This window comes from Aquimarina litoralis (assembly GCF_019295435.1).
GTDB classification, from domain to species: Bacteria; Bacteroidota; Bacteroidia; order Flavobacteriales; family Flavobacteriaceae; genus Aquimarina; species Aquimarina litoralis_A.
Map to the genome: position 1 here is coordinate 102,496 of NZ_WEKL01000001.1, position 20,978 is coordinate 123,473.

The 20,978-nt window shown below is 32.8% G+C and carries 15 protein-coding genes; 8 read left to right on the forward strand and 7 right to left on the reverse strand.

Annotated features, from left to right (window positions below):
- Window positions 1–224: 224 nt before the first annotated feature.
- The gene (locus GBO31_RS00470) at window positions 225–3,968 is read left to right on the forward strand and encodes a phosphoesterase (protein ID WP_219006330.1); all 3,744 of its coding nucleotides are present in this window, start codon (window positions 225–227) and stop codon (window positions 3,966–3,968) included.
- A 36-nt stretch (window positions 3,969–4,004) separates the two neighbouring features.
- Here the strand turns inward: GBO31_RS00470 and GBO31_RS00475 are convergent, their stop codons facing one another.
- The 6 genes from GBO31_RS00475 to GBO31_RS00500 all read right to left on the reverse strand — a co-directional run bounded on the left by GBO31_RS00475 (window position 4,005) and on the right by GBO31_RS00500 (window position 10,912).
- The gene (locus tag GBO31_RS00475) at window positions 4,005–4,709 is read right to left on the reverse strand and encodes a DUF3667 domain-containing protein (RefSeq protein WP_219006331.1); all 705 of its coding nucleotides are present in this window, start codon (window positions 4,707–4,709) and stop codon (window positions 4,005–4,007) included.
- A 178-nt stretch (window positions 4,710–4,887) separates the two neighbouring features.
- Window positions 4,888–7,041, reverse strand: coding sequence for a response regulator (locus tag GBO31_RS00480; protein ID WP_219006332.1), 2,154 nt, complete (start codon window positions 7,039–7,041; stop codon window positions 4,888–4,890).
- A gap of 419 nt (window positions 7,042–7,460) precedes the next feature.
- Window positions 7,461–8,558 (reverse strand): glycoside hydrolase family 3 N-terminal domain-containing protein, encoded by a 1,098-nt coding sequence (locus tag GBO31_RS00485; RefSeq protein WP_219006333.1) that lies wholly within the window; start codon window positions 8,556–8,558, stop codon window positions 7,461–7,463.
- A gap of 26 nt (window positions 8,559–8,584) precedes the next feature.
- A complete protein-coding gene (locus GBO31_RS00490) occupies window positions 8,585–9,433 on the reverse strand; it encodes a sulfurtransferase (RefSeq protein ID WP_219006334.1) in 849 nt (282 codons plus the stop codon).
- A 4-nt stretch (window positions 9,434–9,437) separates the two neighbouring features.
- On the reverse strand, window positions 9,438–9,899 hold the full coding sequence (locus GBO31_RS00495; protein ID WP_219006335.1) for a nuclear transport factor 2 family protein: 462 nt from the start codon (window positions 9,897–9,899) through the stop codon (window positions 9,438–9,440).
- 17 nt (window positions 9,900–9,916) lie between these two features.
- Window positions 9,917–10,912: an NAD(P)H-dependent glycerol-3-phosphate dehydrogenase gene (locus GBO31_RS00500; RefSeq protein ID WP_219006336.1), complete on the reverse strand. Its 996-nt coding sequence runs from the start codon at window positions 10,910–10,912 to the stop codon at window positions 9,917–9,919.
- 215 nt (window positions 10,913–11,127) lie between these two features.
- Between GBO31_RS00500 and GBO31_RS00505 the strand changes: the two genes are divergently transcribed.
- The 7 genes from GBO31_RS00505 to GBO31_RS00535 all read left to right on the forward strand — a co-directional run bounded on the left by GBO31_RS00505 (window position 11,128) and on the right by GBO31_RS00535 (window position 19,782).
- Window positions 11,128–12,051, forward strand: a complete 924-nt coding sequence (locus GBO31_RS00505; RefSeq protein ID WP_219006337.1) for a nicotinic acid mononucleotide adenyltransferase — start codon at window positions 11,128–11,130, stop codon at window positions 12,049–12,051.
- A gap of 261 nt (window positions 12,052–12,312) precedes the next feature.
- Window positions 12,313–12,525 (forward strand): hypothetical protein, encoded by a 213-nt coding sequence (locus GBO31_RS00510; RefSeq protein WP_219006338.1) that lies wholly within the window; start codon window positions 12,313–12,315, stop codon window positions 12,523–12,525.
- 105 nt (window positions 12,526–12,630) lie between these two features.
- Window positions 12,631–13,167: a 3-hydroxyanthranilate 3,4-dioxygenase gene (locus tag GBO31_RS00515; RefSeq protein ID WP_219006339.1), complete on the forward strand. Its 537-nt coding sequence runs from the start codon at window positions 12,631–12,633 to the stop codon at window positions 13,165–13,167.
- Window positions 13,168–13,329: 162 nt separating this feature from the next.
- Window positions 13,330–14,883, forward strand: coding sequence for an L-piperidine-6-carboxylate dehydrogenase (gene amaB / locus GBO31_RS00520; RefSeq protein ID WP_219006340.1), 1,554 nt, complete (start codon window positions 13,330–13,332; stop codon window positions 14,881–14,883).
- 182 nt (window positions 14,884–15,065) lie between these two features.
- Window positions 15,066–15,440, forward strand: a complete 375-nt coding sequence (locus tag GBO31_RS00525; RefSeq protein ID WP_219006341.1) for a hypothetical protein — start codon at window positions 15,066–15,068, stop codon at window positions 15,438–15,440.
- 87 nt (window positions 15,441–15,527) lie between these two features.
- Window positions 15,528–19,214: a T9SS type A sorting domain-containing protein gene (locus GBO31_RS00530; protein WP_219006342.1), complete on the forward strand. Its 3,687-nt coding sequence runs from the start codon at window positions 15,528–15,530 to the stop codon at window positions 19,212–19,214.
- 76 nt (window positions 19,215–19,290) lie between these two features.
- Window positions 19,291–19,782 (forward strand): hypothetical protein, encoded by a 492-nt coding sequence (locus GBO31_RS00535; protein WP_219006343.1) that lies wholly within the window; start codon window positions 19,291–19,293, stop codon window positions 19,780–19,782.
- A gap of 2 nt (window positions 19,783–19,784) precedes the next feature.
- On the opposite strand, the gene GBO31_RS00540 is transcribed toward GBO31_RS00535, so the two are convergent.
- Complete coding sequence (locus GBO31_RS00540; RefSeq protein WP_219006344.1) at window positions 19,785–20,903, reverse strand: DNA helicase PriA; 1,119 nt, start codon at window positions 20,901–20,903, stop codon at window positions 19,785–19,787.
- Window positions 20,904–20,978: the final 75 nt, after the last annotated feature.

A 20,978-nucleotide genomic window follows, 5' to 3' on the forward strand; every position in this document is an offset into this window, starting at 1 on the left:
AGAAGCTTTCTTTTTATTAAAGTTACCATTTTGAAAATCATTTTGCTGCCCCAATCACACTTTTATTTGTTTTTGATTTTAAACCTTGCTTTTGCATTTGAAAGATTTTTAGTGATCTAGTGTATATTTTTACTAAAAATAAAAATGTATACCTTTAACCTTCACACACTTCTTATAATTACAAAGCCTTTTCTCTATAAAGAGCTGGGTAAACTAAAATTATTATGGCTAAAAACGTATACTCCGTAGGTATAGCATTAATAACATTATTAATTCTTAACGGATGTGCCACATTTAAAGCACAATATGAAAATTCTGGTGTTAATGACACTAAATCAAATTCTGAAATTGAACATTCTTTCTATTTGATTGGTAACACAGGTAATTTACCAATCGACAAACCTTCTGAGACTTTAGTGTCCTTTAAAAAAGAACTTAACAAAGCTTCAGAGAATAGTACAGCGATTTTTTTGGGAGATAATATTTATGAGAATGGAATGCCCGAAAATGATCATCCAAATAGACGTTTTGCTGAAGGTCAGCTAAATTTTCAAACTGATGTAGTTGAGGGTTTTAAAGGAAAAACTGTTTTTATTCCTGGTAATCGTGATTGGAATAATGATGGTCTTGAAGGATTGAAACGACAAGAAAAATATATCAATGAAAAAGTGGGTAAACATACATTTTTACCTAAAAACGGGTGTCCAATAGAGAATATTCATATTTCTGATGATATTGAACTTATCCTTATAGATAGTTATTGGTATATCACTAATTGGGATAAGTATCCAACACTAAATGATGATTGTGACATCAAAACAAGAACTAATTTTTTTGATGAATATATGAGTCTTATTAAAAAGTCTAGAGGTAAAACTACTATTGTAGCACTACATCATCCTATGTATTCTAACGGATCTCATGGAGGACAGTATACTTTTGGAAGTCATATGATTCCTTTTCCAATATTGGGAACACTAAAAAATGTGATTAGAAGAACAAGTGGAGTAGCCAATGTTGATTTGCAAAACAAACGCTATAATGAATTTAAAAGACGATTGGTTACTATTTCTCAAGAAAATAAAAAGGTGGTTTTTGTATCTGGTCATGAACATAATCTACAGTATATAGTAGAAGACAATCTTCATCAAATAATAAGTGGTAGTGGTTCTGGTGATAAAATATCAGCAACTCGAAATATTGGGGGAGCGCAGTTCTCTTATGGAACTTATGGATATGCAAAATTGGACATTTATAAAGACGGTTCATCTTATGTTCAATTTTACACAACTGAAAATGAAAAAATAGTATTTAACACTCGATTGTTTTCACCCAATCCTCAAAAGAAAGTAGTTGATTATCCAAATAATTTCCCAAAAGAAAAAATGGCTTCTATATATACTAAAAAAGAAACTGATAAATCAGGATTTTATAGATTTTTATGGGGTGATCGTTATAGAAGATATTATAGTACAGAAGTTTCTGCACCTACAGTAAATTTAGACACTTTATACGGAGGGCTAACAGTGGTGAAAAAAGGAGGAGGGAATCAATCCAAATCACTACGTCTTCAAGATAAAAATGGTGCACAATATGTAATGCGTGCGCTTCGCAAAAATGCCGTACAATATTTACAAGCTGTAATGTTTAAAGATCAATATATCGAAGGGCAATTTGATCATACGGGTACAGAAAACTTAATAATGGATGTGTTTGCAGGATCATACCCTTATGCTCCTTTTGCTATTGGAACTTTATCAGATGCAGTAGGCGTGTATCATACCAATCCGATCTTATACTATATTCCAAAACAAAATGCTTTAGGTGAGTTTAATAAAGAATTTGGTGATGAATTATATATGATTGAAGAACATGCATCTGCTGGACATGGTAATTTGGAAAGTTTTGGATTTCAGGATAAAATAATAAGCACAAGAGATGTAATGAAAAAAATCCATAAAGATGAGGATATTGTTATTGATGAGGCCTCTTATATTCGAGCTCGACTGTTTGATATGCTTATTGGTGATTGGGATCGTCATCAGGATCAATGGAGATGGATAGAATTTAATAAAGACGGGAAGATAGTATATCGTCCCTTGCCTAGAGATAGAGATCAAGCATTTTCCATTATGTCAGATGGTTTTTTATTAGGTGCTGCAGTCACATTAGTACCTACTACTAGAGCGCTTAGAAAATATGATGATGATCTTAAAGATGTAAAAGGAGTCAATGTAGCACCTTATCCCTTGGATATGGAGTTTATTGAATTATCAGATAAAGATGTTTGGGATAAACAGGTAAAAATGATTCAGGAAGGTATTACTGATGCTATTATTGACAAAGCCTTTTTGTCTTTTCCAAAAGAAGTACAAGATGAGACGGTAGATGAAATTAAAAAGAAACTTAAAGCTAGACGCGCTAATCTTCAAGCTATTTCTAATAGATATTATACATTACTTAATAGGTTCTCTGTAATCAAAGGAACAAATAAGGATGATTATTTTACAATTGATTGTTTTCCAGATGGAAAGGTTAAAATCTTAGGACAAAGGATCAAGGAGGGAAAAAAAGCAGACGTATTTCATGAACGTCTTTATAGTAAAGAATTTACGAAAGAAATATGGATCTATGGTTTAGATGATGACGATGTATTCGAAGTTAAAGGAAAAAGTAAAAAGATTAAGATAAGATTAATAGGAGGACAAAACAATGATACCTACCTAATTCCAGATGGTAACAAAATAGTAGTCTATGACCATAAGAGTAAGCCTAATGATATTACCAAAGCGAAAACCGCCAAAATAAGATTAAGAGATGATTATGAAACGAATACATATGATTACAAAAAATTAAAAAACAATATCAATCAATTAATTCCTACTTTGGGATCCAATCCTGATGATGGCTTTAAAATTGGGGTAAGTAATACATATACTCCATATGGTTTTGAACGGAATCCCTTTACCTCTAATCATACGGTATCAGCATCATATTATTTTGCCACGCAAGGATTTGATCTGAATTATAATGGAGAGTTTGCTAATGTTATTGGAAATCTAAACATTGGAATAGATGCTCATTTTAACAGCCCAAATTTTGCAGTAAATTTTTTCGGATTTGGAAATAGCACTCCAAATTTTGAAGCAAATGACAGTGATGGAATTGATGTAGATTTGGATTATAATCGAGTAAAAATTCGAACGTTGAGTGCAATGCCTTCTATCATTTGGAGAGGAGAATTAGGAGGACATTTAAAGATAGGTGCTTTTTATGAATCTAACGAGGTAGAAAGGACAAATGGACGTTTTTTGGATGATGTTACCGATGTAAATACAACTGCAAATTTAACACCAATTAATAATGATGTTTTTGATAAACAAGATTTTTATGGTATAGATGCTGCATACTATTTTGAAAATAAAGATAACCCAGCATTTCCAACACTAGGTATGCAAATAGGTTTACAATTAGGATATAAAAATAATGTATCGACGGGTAAAGGCTTTGGGTATATTATGCCAGAACTAGGATTTGATTATAAACTCATTCCAAGTGGTCAGTTGGTTTTAGCTACCGATTTAAGAGCGCATATTAATATTGGTGACGATTTTGAGTTTTATCAAGGAGCAAGCTTAGGGGCTAACAATGGTTTACGAGGATATAGAAATCAACGTTTTACTGGGAAAAGTGCTTTTGTACAATCCACAGATATTCGATGGAATTTTTTGAGCCTTAAAACAGCATTATTACCAATAAGTTTAGGTATTTATGCGGGCGCAGATTATGGAAGAGTATGGATAGATGATGAGTTAGCGTTTGATCAATCCTTTAACGAGAATGATTTGAATACTTCTTTTGGTGGTGGTGCATTTGTAAGCCTAGCCAATATGTTGACGGCTAATATATCAACGTTTAAAAGTGATGACGGACTACGATTTGCTTTTCAATTGGGATTTGGTTTTTGATTTAAAAAACGGTATTTCATTATATAGGTTTGTTGATCATTTGGTTATGAAAACAATAATAAAGGGGATCGTATAAAATAACAAATATGAAAAAAACACTGAAAAAAATGCAGCAACCGCTATTTCGAATCGATCTCCTTTTTTCTGAAAAATCATGAAATTGAGTATGATAATATAGAGAAATACAAAAGGATCATAAACTACCGGTAATCTGAAAGGAATAAAGGTCAGTATTCCTAGAATAGTTGCATGACCATGTATAAAGCAATTCATAGCTAAATGTTCCAGAAAACTAAACTTCTTAAAAAATAATCTGGAAAATACACTTAAAAATAAGATGTTAAGAAGCCAAAAGAACTTTGTGTATGTACCTATAATTTTGCCTGCTTCATAACTATTATCATAAATTTCCCCTTTATACTTCTCAAGATTTGTTGTATTTATCCAATTCAATTCGAATTGAGAACTTATTAATAAGTATAGCGAAGTAGCTATTAAGGCATAACTAACAGGATTGAGTACATTTTTCCTTTTGCCTAGTAAGTAATTAAAAATTGTTTTTTGAGGATATAAAGTAAGATGTTTAATATTAAACAATATTCCTTTATCGATATCCATAAATCTGGAAAGAAAATCATTAACCAAAAAAGACAATGTAATCTTGTCTACAGTACCTTTTTGTCCACATTCGGGACAAAAATTTCCTTTATATTCGGTTCCACAATTTAGGCACTTTCTCAAATTCGTTTTTTTAGTACAAAAAATATTTTTAAATCAACCCAGCACAAATTTTCAAGCGTAATATCTTTTTTACAGATTGTACTACTTGTTTTTTTTATAATTCGGATCCCTTTTAAGTGTTCCATATAAGTTCGATTATCGAACATTAATAAAGAATGTATGTTACTGGATAAAAATACTAAGTTTTACCATTAGCAATATGTTGGGTTAGTGTTTCTAGTAAATCCTCAGTTTTGTATGGTTTTATAATAAAATCATTGATACCATAATCTTTCAGGTTTCTATTTTCATTAACATAATCGGTAGCGGTAAGTGCTATGATAGGGATGGTTTTATTAAAAGTACGTATCTGTGTACTAGATTCCATCCCATTCATAATAGGCATATTGATATCCATTAAAATAGCATCAAAATAATCTTCCTCGACCAAAGTAACCGCTTCTAGACCATTTGAAGCAATTTGGTGCTTCATATCATATTGTTCAAGGATTTTACGTGTTACTACCTGATTAATTTTATTGTCATCTACAATTAAAATATGTTTGTTTTTAAGTTTTTCAAATCCTAATAGCTCCTCTTTCTCTGCGGTAATATGGTTTCCAGCTTCTAGCCATACATCAAAAAAGAACTCAGAACCTTTGTGCAAAGTACTTTTCAAATTTAATTTACTGTTTAGGGTCAGTAAAATTTTATTCACGATTGCTAGTCCTAGTCCGGTTCCTTCTAAATCCTGATGATTCTGCACTTGAGCAAATTCATTGAATATATTGGTTTGTTCTTCTTCTGGAATACCTTTGCCGGTATCTTTTACTGTAAATTTAAGAAGATATTGCTCATTTTTATATTCCAAAAATTCAACACTTACATTGATTTTTCCATCTTCAGTAAATTTACAGGCATTGCTAATCAGGTTCAACAAAACCTGTGATATTTTCATTTTATCCGTATATAATATCTCAGGTACTTTCTCACTTATCGTTAGGTTGATTGAATTGTTATTTTTTCGATTTAGAAATTCAAAATTTTGTGCAATATTCGATATAAGTTGCCCAATCTTGAAATTACTTTTATGTATTTGCCTACCTTCAACAGAGGAAAATTTATTAAGATTCAAAACGTCATTTACTAAGGACAAGAGATAATCTGCTGAAAATTTTAAAGAACTCAGGTCATCAGAATGTTCATCAAATTTGGGGTCTTTTAAAAATACCGAAGAAAGGCCAACAATACCATAAAGAGGAGTCCTTAATTCATGGCTTATGGTAGAAAGAAACTGCGTGTTTTTATTAGCAAGTTTTTCTGATTGTTCCTTTGCTTCAAGATATTGTTGATTTTTGAGTTTTAAATTCTCTAGTAATAAATTTCGCTTGTATCGGGTATAAAAAAGAATTCCTAAAATGGCAATTAGTATAAAAGAGGACGCATAAAATATTTTTAGTAAGAGGTCACTTTTGGCTTGTTTTTGTAACGAAATTTCGTTTTCTAATTGAGATTGAAGTAATTTTTGCTTGTATTGGTCTAATTTAAATTTTGAAGAGGCAATATTTTGTTGCTTTATCTTTTCTGACTTGTATTGAGCGGTGATTAATGAATCATAGATATGCCTTATTTCGGTTACATTTTTGTATTGCTCAATGTTTTCATAAGCCATCATAAGATTTTCATAATTTTTTATGTGATATCGTTGATCAAACTTACCATACCCTAATTCTAATGATTTTTTTATGGTTTCAATAGCTCTTTTATATTTTTTTTGTTTTAAAAAAATCGCTCCTTGAATATGTAGAGTAACAGCTTCAAATTCCATTTTCCGATCTGGCAATGAATGCATATCGAGTAATTCCCAATTAATGTCGAGATGTTTTTGAGCAATCTCTAGTGTATCCACCCTCTCGTATAATTCGGCTAGGTTAGAATTAACTACAAATTGTGCTCTAGGGTGTTTGACTCTTTGTACTAACGGTGCAGCAGGTTTTAAATAGGATATCGCTTTTAATGGTTCATTTTCAAAATAACAATTGCTAAGGTCGACATAACTACTTATGATAGCAATAGTGTCTTTTTTTAGTTTTGCTCTTTCAAGACCTTCATTAATGAGGTCTTCTGCACCTTCAAATTCATCAAGTTGAATAAATGTATTTGTAATAAGGCTTCTTAATGCACGTTCTTCTCTGAAGAAATTTGTTTTTTCTACATGATCTAATAAGGGAGTGCCAAAATCAATAATTTTATGATAATCTCCTTTATAGAAGCTCTTTCTTAATGCAGCGGTTATTGAGTCTATATCCTGAGCAGTATATTCTTTATCTGCAAAAGGAGGTGTATCGCTCATCAATGTTTGCGCTTGACTACTGATTAAAAAAATAAAATTAATCAAAAAAAAATGAGATAATATGTTTTTTTTGTTTTTGATGAAAAGCATACCCAATTGCTAATATAATCATTATGAGACAAATAAATGATTACTATTGATAGGAACGGATAATTTGATGAGCGAAATAGATGATTTCAATATTATTCTGAAATATCTGTAGAATATGATGTGTACATTGCCAGAATGTTATTTTAATTAGTAATTAAGGGTTCTGATTATTCGTGTGAACAAAGAATAATTTTGCGCATTATAGAGTTGGACAAACCAATTTTAATAGATGTTTATAGTCGTAAAAGTACCAATACAATTAGGTTTAATGACTTGCTGCATTCTTTTTTGATTCGTATTTTGATACAAATTTCGGTACTATAGAGGTATTAGATAACGCCAGCACAAATTTTCAAGCGTAATATCTTTTTTACAGATTGTACTACTTGTTTTTTATAATTCGGATCTTTTTTCATTTCAGCGATAATAGCATTTATAGTTGCGTTTTCATTTTGAGGCATTAAGATTAAATCACAACCTGCCTTTGAAGCCAGTAAAGGAGCATTATCAAGAATCGTAACAGCTTTCATAATATTCAATGCATCAGAAATAATAATTCCTTTAAAACCCATTTCTTCTTTGAGTAATCCAGTAATGATTTTTCGAGAACAGCTGGACGGTAAACCATTAGTACCATACTTTTCATTATTTTGAATAGTGATATGTGCTATCATGATTGATAAAACACCATCTTCAATAATTTTCTTGTAATTAGCTACTTCTTGTAGTGGCCCATCGATATAAACGCTTTGTTTATGGGTGTCACCTTTTACCAAACCATGACCCGGAAAATGCTTTGCGGTAGCAATTATTCCACCTTCTTGTGTGCACTTAATAAATTGATTGGCCAAGCTGATTACAGAATCTTTGTTGCTTCCATAACTTCGAGATTTTATAGCTTCGTTTTTAGCACTAATATCTAAAACAGGAGCGTAATTATGATGTACGCCAATAGCTCTTAATTCAGTATTTATGGTGTTTACAACAGCATCTGACTGAGCTTCGGTTTTAATATCTATGGTTTTTCCAACATCTTTTGCTCCTTTAATACGACTAGCAAATAAGCTGGGTTCAGCATCCATACTAAACAACAAGGGAAGAGACTTATTTTTAGATGAAATTTCATTTAAAGAATTGATGCTTTCTGTATGTGTTTTTTTACTTCCTTTTAAGAAAACTACACCACCAATAGAATTACTTTCGGTCAGTTTTTTTACTGTTGCCATTGGTTTTCCCAATTCTCCTGCGGATGAAATAATCATTTGTGCCACCTGTTGTCGTTCTGACAGTGAACGGTATATCGAATCTACTTTGTATTCCAGTTCGGAATCATAAGAATAAAAATCTTGTAAACTGAATCTAGTAGATTGAGCAGAGACTTGAGTATGAAGGAGAAAGGAAAATAGGAATAAGATAAAATATCGCATAGACATAGATTAGGGTTGTCGTAAAATTAAAATTCAATAGGCACATCGGTTAACTGACCCCATTCTGTCCATGAACCATCATAAATCCAGAGGTTAGTATATCCTGCTAATTGTGCTGCTAATAAAATTATACACGCTGTGATACCAGAACCGCAACTAAAGATTAATTTTTTATTAGCAATATCAAGATCATCAAAGATGTTTTGCAGTTTTTCTTTTGGCAACATTTTGCCTTCTTCTAGAACAGTGGCGTACGGTAAATTTATGGAATGTGGAATGTGTCCACCTTTGAGGTCTGATCTAGGTTCCGGTTCAATTCCTTTATACCTTCCTGAAGACCGTGCATCAAGAATCAAAGTGTTTGGATCGTTCATTTCAAATAAAATTTCCTTTGCAGTTACCGTACATTTGGAACGATCGTTTATTTGAAAGTTTCCTGTGTCAAAAATAGCTGTAAGTCCTTTAATTTCAGTCGGTAGCTGTTTTTTATTCCATTCCAGAAACCCACCATCCAAAACCGCAACATTGGTATGTCCCATTCTAGAAAACATCCACCAAGCTCTTGGACTTGAGTACATGCCTATGGTGTCGTAAACCACAATTTTAGAATTAGCATTTATACCAAGCTCTTTACAGTTTTTTTCAAAATCTTCTGCAGAAGGTAGCATATTTGGTAAGTAAGAATTTTGATCTGAAAAAGACTTTTTGATATCAAAAAATCTTGTTCCAGGAATTTGCACGTCATTATCCAAGGATGCTTGAGCTGAAGTAACTTTTTTAATACTAGCATCTAGAATTATTAACTCTGGATGATCTAAATGTTGGTGCAACCATTCTACAGATACTAGTAAACCCGGAAGTTGTAATGTTTCCATGTGATTAAGGTTGAAACTTATCTAATAATCGATTAGTTTGTTGGTGTAATTTTTTCTTAAAGAAATTGGTGCCACCTAATAATTTCCCTTTCCATCCAATTGCCTGAGAGGCCCATCGATGTAAATTAAAATCGTCAGTATGTTTTATGATCTTTCCATCTTTGAATTCGAATTTAGCATCAATACGGTTATGAACTTTTCTACCTGTTTGACTAAAGGTATACCAAGCTTCCCAATGAGCAGAACCTGTTTCATTAGAAACATTTATGTCAGAGAATTCCACTTTAAGGTCTTTGCCATTTTTACAAAGCATCTGCCACATTTTTTTAGCTCTATCACCTTGTAGTTGCCCAAAACCAGGATCTTCAAAAACAATATCTTTATGATAACAAGATATCATCATATCTGCATTTTGTTGACTTAAACCAGTATAAAATGTTTCGATAAGTTTTTTATGATCACTCATGATTTGTGTTGATTTAATTAATCCAGCTTTTCTGCTAATTTTTTAAATACCTTTTTTGGGTTTTTATTTTCATACAAAATACCGTGAACTGCATCGATAATTGGCGTACGTGTGTTTTTATTAGCGTCTAATTCATAAGCGGTTTTTGCGGCATAGTAGCCTTCAGCAACCATATTCATTTCCATTTGGGCACTTTTAACAGTATATCCCTTACCAATCATATTCCCAAACATTCGATTTCTAGAGAAAACAGAATACCCGGTCACCAATAAATCACCTAAATAAGCAGAATTATTAATATTACGTTTCATTTTATGAACTTTCTTAATAAAACGTTTCATTTCTCGGATGGCATTACTCATTAAAACACTTTGAAAATTATCTCCATATCCTAATCCATGAGCAATTCCTGCGGCAACTGAATATATATTTTTAAGTACTGCTGCATATTCGGTTCCAATAATATCATCACTTACTTTGCATTTGATGTATTCACTACTCAGTTTTTTCGCTACAATTTTTGCCTTTTCTTCATCATTAGATGCTATTGTCAGATAGGAAAGTCTTTCTAGAGCAACTTCTTCAGCATGACAAGGACCAGTAATGACTCCAATATCATTAAATGGGATATTGTATTTATCGTGAAAATGTTCTCCTACAATTAATCCGGTTTCCGGAACAATTCCTTTAATTGCGGAAAAAATTACCTTGCCTTCTAAAGAAGTAGTTAACTTCTGTAATTCCGTATGTAAAAATGCAGAAGGAATTGCAAAAATTAGATAATCAGCGTATTCAATTGCCTCATTAATATCATTGGTAAGCTTAAGCTGATTTAATTTAAATTCTACTGAACTTAAATAATTAGGGTTGTGTTGTTGTCGCTTAAGGTGTTCTAAAGCATATACACTTCGCATATACCATCCTACTTCATTTAAGTTTTCAGTAAGCATTTTTACGATCGCAGTAGCCCAACTACCACCACCAATCACAGCAAATTTTAAATCTTTATCCATGTAAAATGATTGTGAGTTCAAAAATAAGGAAAATAGAAGTCAAAATAAACATCTGATAATCAATTATATATGTTTTTGGCACACGTTTTGGTTTCTCATAAATGAAATGAGCCATTAGAATATGTTTACACAAAACTAAATGTCTAATGGCGAATTCTATCTGATAAATAAAAAATAATAAAAAGAGCAGATCAAATTAAAAAAACTTATAGCTTATGAAGACTTTAAAATTACTTTCGGCTTTTATCTTAGGCTCAATACTATTTACTTCTTGTGTTGCTGAAGTAGTGGTAGAAGAAGATGTTTTTATTGAAGAACCAACAATCTCATTAGATCAATTACTAAATTCATATGAAATATGGTATGTAGATATAGAACGCACGCAAGGTAATGGTGAAATTCCGTTTCTTCAGAAAGCATTTACGGTATCCTTCAGAAATGGGACGTTTTTTGCCAATAATAATCTAGTAGGTATTGGAAGCAATGGTAATGGTTTCGGATTAGATGTAGGTTTTTATAATACATTCGGAATGGAGGTTGATATTAGTCATGATATCGATGGAACATATAGTATTGATGTAATTCAATTAGCGAACAATGAAATACGACTATATGATGGAGTTACTAATACAAGTTATTATTTAATTGGATATCAGAGAAACACATTTGATTATGATAAGGTGTTTTATGACAACATTCATTACTTTTTACATGAATATACAGCTTGGGAAAAAGTATATACTAGCGATTTTGGTGCATTGAATGAGTTTGATAACGAGAATTATTTACAGTTTTTGTATTACGGATCAGGAGATAATTTTAGAAGCTCACAAGATGTTAATGTGTCTAATATCAACGATATATACTACGATTATACGGGATATTATGCTGTTCAAGATGTACCTAATAATTTCTATATGAAAAATTTAACACTTGATTACGACTATTTGGGCAATGAATATTTCGAATTAACCGTTATCAATGATAGTAGAATAGAATTATTACACCCTGCATCTGGTACAATTTATGAATTTGAAGGTAGAGGATACCTACAATTTAAATCTTCTAAAGATGGGAAACCGTCTCAGAATGATAAGAAAAGAATTAAAAAAGCGGATTTTATGAAGCTTACAAAATAGAAAAAGTCGCACTAGACGATATAAATTTTTTTGGTTGGTTATTTAGTTGGAAATCGCTCTACAAGAGAAATCTTGTCTGGGCGATTTCTTTTTTAGGGTTTTCGGAAAATTCCCCAACTTTGTTTTTTTATTTATATTTTGTAATTAACTGAAAATAAGGGCGCAATTTGAATAAAATGCGGTTGTATTTTGGTTTTTTATGATCGTATTCATCATAATGTTTTTTAACTTTAATAACATAACAAATTAAATTATTTAGGTATGCTTAAGAAGATTTTAAACATTGATGAAAGCAAAAAACTTAGTAAAACCGAACAACAATCTATTCATGGAGGAAGCTTTCCCTTTTTTGATGAGTGTTGTGCTTGTGTTTTTAGACCGGCAAATAGACCATTTCCTATTTTGATTACACAATCATGTTCTGATCCTTGCCCAGTAGATGGAAGTACGGAATATGAAGATACAGGATGTTAAAATTTACAAAAGCGAACTTAGGTTCGCTTTTTTTATACATTGATTTTAGGTTTTAGAAAAGATATGCGGTCATTTGCTTAATTTTATAACAAAATATATACAAGTATGGCAATTCAAAAACCTTTTAATCTTACTAAATGGATAGAAGAGAATCGTGACACGCTAAAACCACCTGTTGGGAATAAAAATTTATATAAAGAAGCTGGAGATTACATCGTAATGATTGTTGCAGGTCCAAATGCTAGAAAAGATTATCATTACAACGAAACCGAAGAATTGTTTTATCAGTTAGAAGGTGAGATAGAAGTTCATATACAAGAAGAAGGAGAAAAAAAGACAATGAAATTAGGACCAGGCGATATGTATTTGCATCCTGCCAAGGTTCCGCACTCTCCTGTTAGACATAAAGACTCAATTGGACTTGTGATTGAAAGGAAAAGAGTAGATTTAGAAGCAGAAGATGGATTATTATGGTTTTGTGATAACTGTAACAATAAGTTACACGAAGTATATTTTAAATTAAATGATATTGAAAAAGATTTCTTAAAGCACTTCAAAGATTTTTATGGAGATAAATCATTAAGAACCTGCAATAGATGTGGAACAGAGATGGCAGTCGATAAACGATTTGTATCGGAATAGAAAAGACCAATTTAATTTGAAAAAATCAATAAAAATGTGATTTTGGTTTTTTTGAAAGCTTTTTTTGGACCATTTGTTTAAAATCAACAATATATCAGGTCAAAATTTAATATATCTTCAAAACACAGTATCTTTACAACTCAAAAATTTAATTCGAAAAACATGGCAACTATAGCAGTAGATTTTGGAATAGAAGAAGCGCTAAGACAACTAGGTGTTTCTGATCTAAATAAAGGAACTTCAACTGGAACCGATTGGTTTTCAAATGGTGAAGAAATCTCATCTTTCTCTCCGGTAGATGGTGATTTGATTGGAAAGGTTACCACCACAACGAAAGAAGATTACGAAAAAGTAATAGCGGCGGCTCAATCTGCTTTTAAGTCATGGAAACTAATGCCTGCTCCACAGCGAGGTGAAATAGTAAGGCAGTTTGGAGAAGAGTTAAGGAGACTAAAAGAACCACTTGGTAAATTGGTTTCTTACGAAATGGGTAAATCATATCAAGAAGGTTTAGGAGAGGTTCAGGAGATGATAGATATTTGCGATTTTGCAGTAGGGTTATCTAGACAATTACATGGGCTTACAATGCATTCTGAAAGACCTGGTCATAGAATGTATGAACAATATCATCCTCTAGGAATTGTTGGAATAATTTCAGCGTTTAACTTTCCAGTTGCTGTTTGGTCATGGAATACCGCTTTGGCATGGATTTGTGGAGATGTATGTGTATGGAAGCCAAGTGAAAAAACACCACTTTGTGGAGTAGCTTGCCAGAATATTATCGCAAAGGTTTTAAAAGATAATAACCTTCCAGAAGGAATTTCTTGTTTGATCAATGGAGATTACCAGGTCGGAGAGTTAATGACTACCGACAAACGTATTCCATTAATTTCTGCTACAGGATCTACCAGAATGGGTAAAATTGTGGGAGCAACAGTTGGACAACGTTTAGGAAAATCACTATTAGAACTTGGAGGTAACAATGCAATTATTGTAACACCAGATGCAGATATTAAAATGACAGTCATTGGTGCTGTTTTTGGAGCGGTAGGAACTGCAGGACAACGTTGTACTTCTACAAGAAGGTTGATCATTCATGAATCAATCTATGATAAAGTAAAGAATGCTGTTGTAGATGCGTATAAACAATTAAGAATTGGAAATCCACTGGATGAAAATAATCATGTCGGACCTCTTATCGATACTGATGCGGTAAAAGGGTATCAAAATGCACTTGAAAAAGTTGTTGAAGAAGGAGGTAATATCGTGGTAGAAGGAGGTGTACTTTCTGGAGAAGGATATGAAAGTGGATGTTATGTAAAACCAGCAATTGCAGAAGCTAATAACTCTTTTGAGATTGTACAACATGAAACATTTGCACCTGTTTTATACTTACTGAAGTATGATGGAGATATTGAAAATGCTATTGAAGTACAAAATGGAGTAGCTCAAGGATTATCTTCAGCAATAATGACAAATAACCTTAGAGAAGCTGAAAGGTTTTTATCACATGCTGGTTCTGATTGTGGTATTGCAAATGTAAACATTGGAACTTCTGGAGCAGAGATTGGTGGAGCTTTTGGTGGTGAAAAAGAAACAGGAGGAGGAAGAGAATCTGGTTCTGATGCCTGGAAAGTGTATATGAGAAGGCAAACTAATACTATAAATTACACTACTGAATTACCTCTTGCTCAGGGAATTAAATTTGATTTATAATAATAAAACATTTTTAGAAAGCACCTATTGAAAGATAGGTGCTTTTTTTGTTTTAACGGGGAATATTCACCCTTTTCGAAAGATTAAATGGATAAGAGTGCAAGAGAATACATATCTTCGCAGAATTAAAGACGCAACCTAATATGTAAAAATGCATCTTTATAACAAATATGAAAAGGATTATGAAGAAATTAGCACTTATACTTTTAACTATTTGTTGTGCTTGTAACCTTGACGAACAAGATACCCAAGATCCTGTTTTTTGTACAGATGAACTTAGACCAGGATTAGAGATTACTGTTTTGGATTCCTTAGATAATACGGTTATTACTTCAGGAATTATGGTAATCGCTAAAGATGGTGATTATACAGAAACACTTGTAAATTTTGAAGGTACAACCACTTTTGTCGGAGCTTTTGAGAGAACAGGTACGTATTCAATCAGTATTGGTAGTGAAGTTTATGAGAACTTCTCTTCTACAGAATCAATTATGGTGGATAAGGATATTTGTCATGTAATTACAGAAAGCAGAGAAATTATTCTTCAATCAAATTAACAAGATAGTACCATAATTTGATAATATTTTAACAAATGTTTTGTTTTCAATGAGTTAGATTTGGAATTCACACAAATTAACTTAAATATGAATTCAACTCTACAAAACCTCAAACGAGGCTTCTTCGTTTGTGGGGTAATGTTATCTACACTTACGATAACAGCGCAAACACAAAAGCTTAAAACTACAGCAGATCAAAAACCCGCTAAAGGTCATCAATTGTACAAGCAAACTAAAATGTTTGATAGCAAAAAAGGATCTACTGATGCAACAACTCCAATTCAAAGACAGGCAGATAATGCAATTGAAAGATCAAAGTTTGATTTATTGAGATTGCAGGATCCGTCTACCCGTAAAATACCACAAGGTATTAGAAAAGCAGAGCTAAAATACTCGGGTAAAATTAGTATTAGTGATGATTCACAGAAATCATTACAAGCAGCTCCTAAATCAGGGAGGTTTTCTTTTTGGAAAAATAGAGGTCCTTTTAACGTAGGAGGAAGAACACGAGCCTTGGCTATCGACAGAAGAAATGAAAATGTAATTCTAGCCGGTGGAGTTTCTGGTGGACTATGGAGGACTGAAAATGGTGGAGAAAGCTGGAGAAAAATTACAAGATCTTTCCAAAGTCCTAGCATTACAGGAATTATACAAGATCCAAGACCTCGACACAGCTTTACATGGTATTACATTTCAGGAGAACGTTGGGGAAATTCTGCAAGTGCTGGAGGAGCATTTTATCAAGGTAGTGGAGTGTATAAATCCAGAGATGGAGGACGCACTTTCGAATTACTTACAGCTACGGTAAATCCTAATGTTGGTATATTTAATACTAACGAACCTTTTGATCTAATTAATTCCATAGCGATAGATCCTAGAAATGGTGATATTTATTTAGGAACAATTACAGGAATCCAAAGATCTCAAGATGGTGGAAATTCTTTTACAGAAGTATTATCTGGTGGTTTTGATTCTAAGGGAGAAGTTGCAATATCTTCAACTGGTCAAATATATGCCACTATAGATTCTGATAATGATCCTACTGCAGGTTTCTTTACATCTACGGATGGTGAAACATGGACAAATATTACACCAGAAGGTTTCGTGCCTGCCTACGGTAGAACTGTAATGGGAATTGATCCTTCCAACGAGAATACTGTATACTTCTTTACTCAGAATAATAGTGGAGGTATCCCTGCATTATTAAATAGATATGATGTTACAACAAACTCTTGGACTGATTTGAGTGCTAATTTGCCTTTTGGAATAGGTGGTCCAGTAGGAAATCTAAACTTGCAAGGAGAATATAATATGGTAGTTAAAGTACACCCTACAAACAGTAATATGGTATTTGTTGGTGGTACAAATGTCTATAGATCAATGGACGGATTTACAACACCAACAGGGCAAGAAAGTTGGATAGCTGGGTATTCTCCACTAAATAATGTTAGTTTATACACAAATCAACATCCAGATCAGCATGTATTAACATTCTTTCCATCAAATCCTAATAAAGCCTTATCAGGAAATGACGGTGGAGTTTATGTAACAGAGGATATTACTGCTACCAATGATGGTATAGAACCAGTTGCTTGGACTTCTTTGAATAACGGATATATCACTACACAACCATATCATGTTGCTTTTGATCCTGAACCAAATACCGATGATTTGGTAGCAGGATTCCAGGATAATGGAACTTGGTTTACTAACTCTACTGATTCTGATGCTATTTGGGAATCAGATTTTGGAGGAGATGGTGCATATAGTGCAATTGCAGATAATGGAAGAACTCGATACGTTTCTTCTCAAAGAGGAAATGTATTCCGATTTAATTTTGATGAAGAAGGAGAATTTGAATCGTTCTCAGCAGTTGAACCAGCTGGTGCTTCAGGTTTCGCATTTGTAAACCCTTTTATTTTGGACCCTAACAATGATAATATCATGTACATGCCAGCAGGAAGTACAATTTGGAGAAATAATGACCTTGATGGATTGCCATTATTTACCAATACAAATGCAACGGAAAACTGGGTTAATTTAACTAATACTTCAACACCAGATGGATCAACTATATCAGCTTTAGCAACTTCGCGATTCCCTGTAGCAAACAGATTATATTATGGAACTAGTTCTGGAATAATTTTCAGAATGGACAATGCAAACATCGATAATCAAGAAGTTGTAGACATTTCTACAGGAAAAGGACTTCCAGCAGGTTTTGTGAACGATGTAAATATCGATCCATCAAATGCTGATCGTGTAATTGTGACATTTTCGAACTACGGAATACCAAGTGTATTTATTACAGAAGATGGAGGAGATACATGGACAAATGTTAGTGGTAATTTAGAAGAAAATGCAGATGGAACAGGAAATGGACCTTCAGTAAGAAGTACCGCATTCTTAGGAAGTAGTACAGGAAGATTTGGAGCACGTCTTCAAAGAGTTTTTGCAGCGACAAGTACAGGTTTGTATTCCACAAGAAGATTAAATGGTCAGAATACGGTTTGGAGAAAAGAAAACTTTGCCATAGGTAATTCAGTTGCTGATGAAGTAGTTACCAGAAAAGATGGGTTTATTGCAGTAGCTGCTCATGGAAGTGGTTTGTTTAGTGCTCGTTTCCCTATTACTGCAAATCCGTTGCCAGAAGCTTCATTAACTACGGCCTTTTTATTAGAAGATTTTAGTGTTAGTGAAAATAGTGAAGATAGCACAATTGACATCACAGGTTTATTCGTGCAATCTGAAGGATTGCCAATTGATATTGAATTAACCAATTCTAATCCAGAATTAGTAACTGCAGTATTAACTGGAAATACTTTGACACTATCTTATGCTCCAGATAGTATTGGTGCTGCAGCTATTGGTTTGATTGCAACTTCAGGTGAAGAGCAAGTAGCAGAAGGGTTTACAGTTACCGTTGCTGAACCAACTATTTATGAGCAAACAAATGCTCAAGTATCGGTATTACCATCACAAAATTTCTTAGATTTTAATGGTTTAGCGCAATCTGCAGATGATTTTACAGTTCCTGCTGGTAACACTTGGAGCATAGACAGAATAGTTGCTTTTGGAGCGGTAAATGGAAGCCCTGCTTTAAATAATGTTAGCATTGTGATATATGAAAATGAAGGAGGTATTCCTGGTGCTGAGGTTTATAATAGTGGAGAGATAGTTCCTATTTCAGAACCTAATATTTCGAATCTGAATATCGGTCTACCAGAACCTGTGATTTTAGAAAGTGGAGAGTACTGGATTTCAGTATATACGAATCTTGCATTTAATGGAGGAAATCAGTGGTTCTGGGCATCTCAAGATAATGTTGTAGGTGAAGTAAGTCAGTTTAGAGATCCTGTAAACCTTTTCGGAACAGGAGCTATTGATTGGACTGCAACTACCGATGCATTAGGAAGAAATCCGTTAGATCAAATTTTCCAAATTTACGGAGATATCATTACTTCTGGTGATGAACCAGTTGCGCCAGAAACGGAAGCTCCATTAGCTACGTTGGATTTAGTAAATGAGATTGCCGTGTATCCTAACCCTTCTAATAATATTTTCTTCTTTAATTTAGGAGATACTATTTCTAAATCAAGCAATAGTGTAGATATTAATATATTTAACAGTACAGGTAATCTGGTACATTCTATATCTGATGTAAATTCTAATGCCAGTGTAAACTGGGATGCTTCACGTTTATCATCAGGTTTGTATTATGCGAAGGTTTCAGGAACAGGAACAAATAAAGTTATTAAGTTATTAAAGAAATAAATCTTTAGAATTTAATAACAATTAATTATGACTAAAGGAGTTGATATCATCGGCTCCTTTTTTTATCTTAAAAGTTATGAATAAGATAGTATATATTGGATTATTGGCAGTTTTGTTTTCTTGTAAATCAAATAGTATAGCTCAAGAAAAAAGAGGAAACACTAGTGATAAGATAAAGAAAGAAAAGGTGGAAACACCAAAGTTTGGAGATCTTAATAGTGATGTGATCCGATCAAATTCGATTCTTCAAAATCAAATGGCTCCAAACACAATATATCTTACAGTGATTGTTTTGGAAGTTTTAGAAAATAGAAACATTTGTACTAAAAACTATCCGAATGTAGGTAGAGTAAAAGTGAAAAGTGTTAAAGGTTCTGGTTCTGGAATTGTGAATATGATTTCACAAAATCAGGAAATCATGGTAGCATTGCGAAAAGGAATTTCTAAAGATGTAAGTGATTTAAAAAGCAAAATACATCAAGAAATTTCCATAGTAGTACGAGAAAAACCATGTTCAGACTTTAATCATACCATGTACGAAATTGTAAGTATTTCAGGTGCAAGTTAATATTATTGTTGATTGCCATAAGTATCTAATAGCCAAATAACCAAAGCTATGATAGCGATACTGAATAGTACAGTAAAAAATATTTTCCAAAATGAATAAGGTCTTTGACCTGATATACGACCTGTTTGACCATTTACGAAAAAATTATATTTTTTGTTATTGTATTTATATGCACTTATATATACAGGCAGCAGAATATGTTTAAAAGTTTCTTCAGACAAACTCATGTTTATCGAATGGACACGTTGAGTATCACCACCAATATCATGTCGGGACCAAGAACGAGCAATCTTTTCAGCTTCTTTTGTAGATGATAAATGACCGTCTTTTAATGGGATTGTATACTTTTCAGTAACAAAACCGGCTAAATAACCTGTATTGAAAGGTTCTAAAGCCTTAAGATTCCAATGGGCAATCTTATTAGGAATCGAATTATTACGTTGATGTGAAGCTTTTATAAGAGTGTCATCAACAAAACCACTTACACTTCCACTAGCTGGCGTCCATCGCGTTCTTCTTTCTTGTCGTGTTCTCTGAACAGTTTTACCGTTTACAGTTGTTGTATAAGGTACACTAACATAATAATAATCTCCTCTCTGACCAGTATATGTAGCATACAATTGTGCATCAAATGTCCAGTATGGTAAATATAGACCTTTTGTGTTTTGAGGGTCTAAAGCTGCTTTTTTTAGTTTATTGGGTGCAAACCACAATCCTTGTACCCATTTTGAAAATATTTGATGAGATTTTTTTTGATCAAATTGAAAAGGAAGAACCGCACCAGGAAGAATCCAGTCCTCTTTATAAGCATCTTCAATGATTAGTGGTGTTGTGCAATACACACAATGCAATGATTTGTAATTCTCTTCTACATGTTGATTAGCACCACAATTTTTGCATTGTAACATTAAAATCTCTTCAGAATGGGAAAGCGAGCCCATTTCTTCTAAATATGGTTTTAATTCTAACTCTTTAAAACCATCTTCATTTGGAACAATAGTTTCTTCATGACCACAATAATCACATTTAATTGATGTAGTTCCTGGTTTATAGGTTAGTTCTGCACCACAGTTTACACAAGACTTTTTTTGTTCGGAAAATGCTTTTTTTTCTTCTTCCATTGAGAAGTTTTACTACTAAAGGTTTTACAAAATAATTTCCTTCTTCTGCCAAAGAAACAGAAGAAGGATAAAATC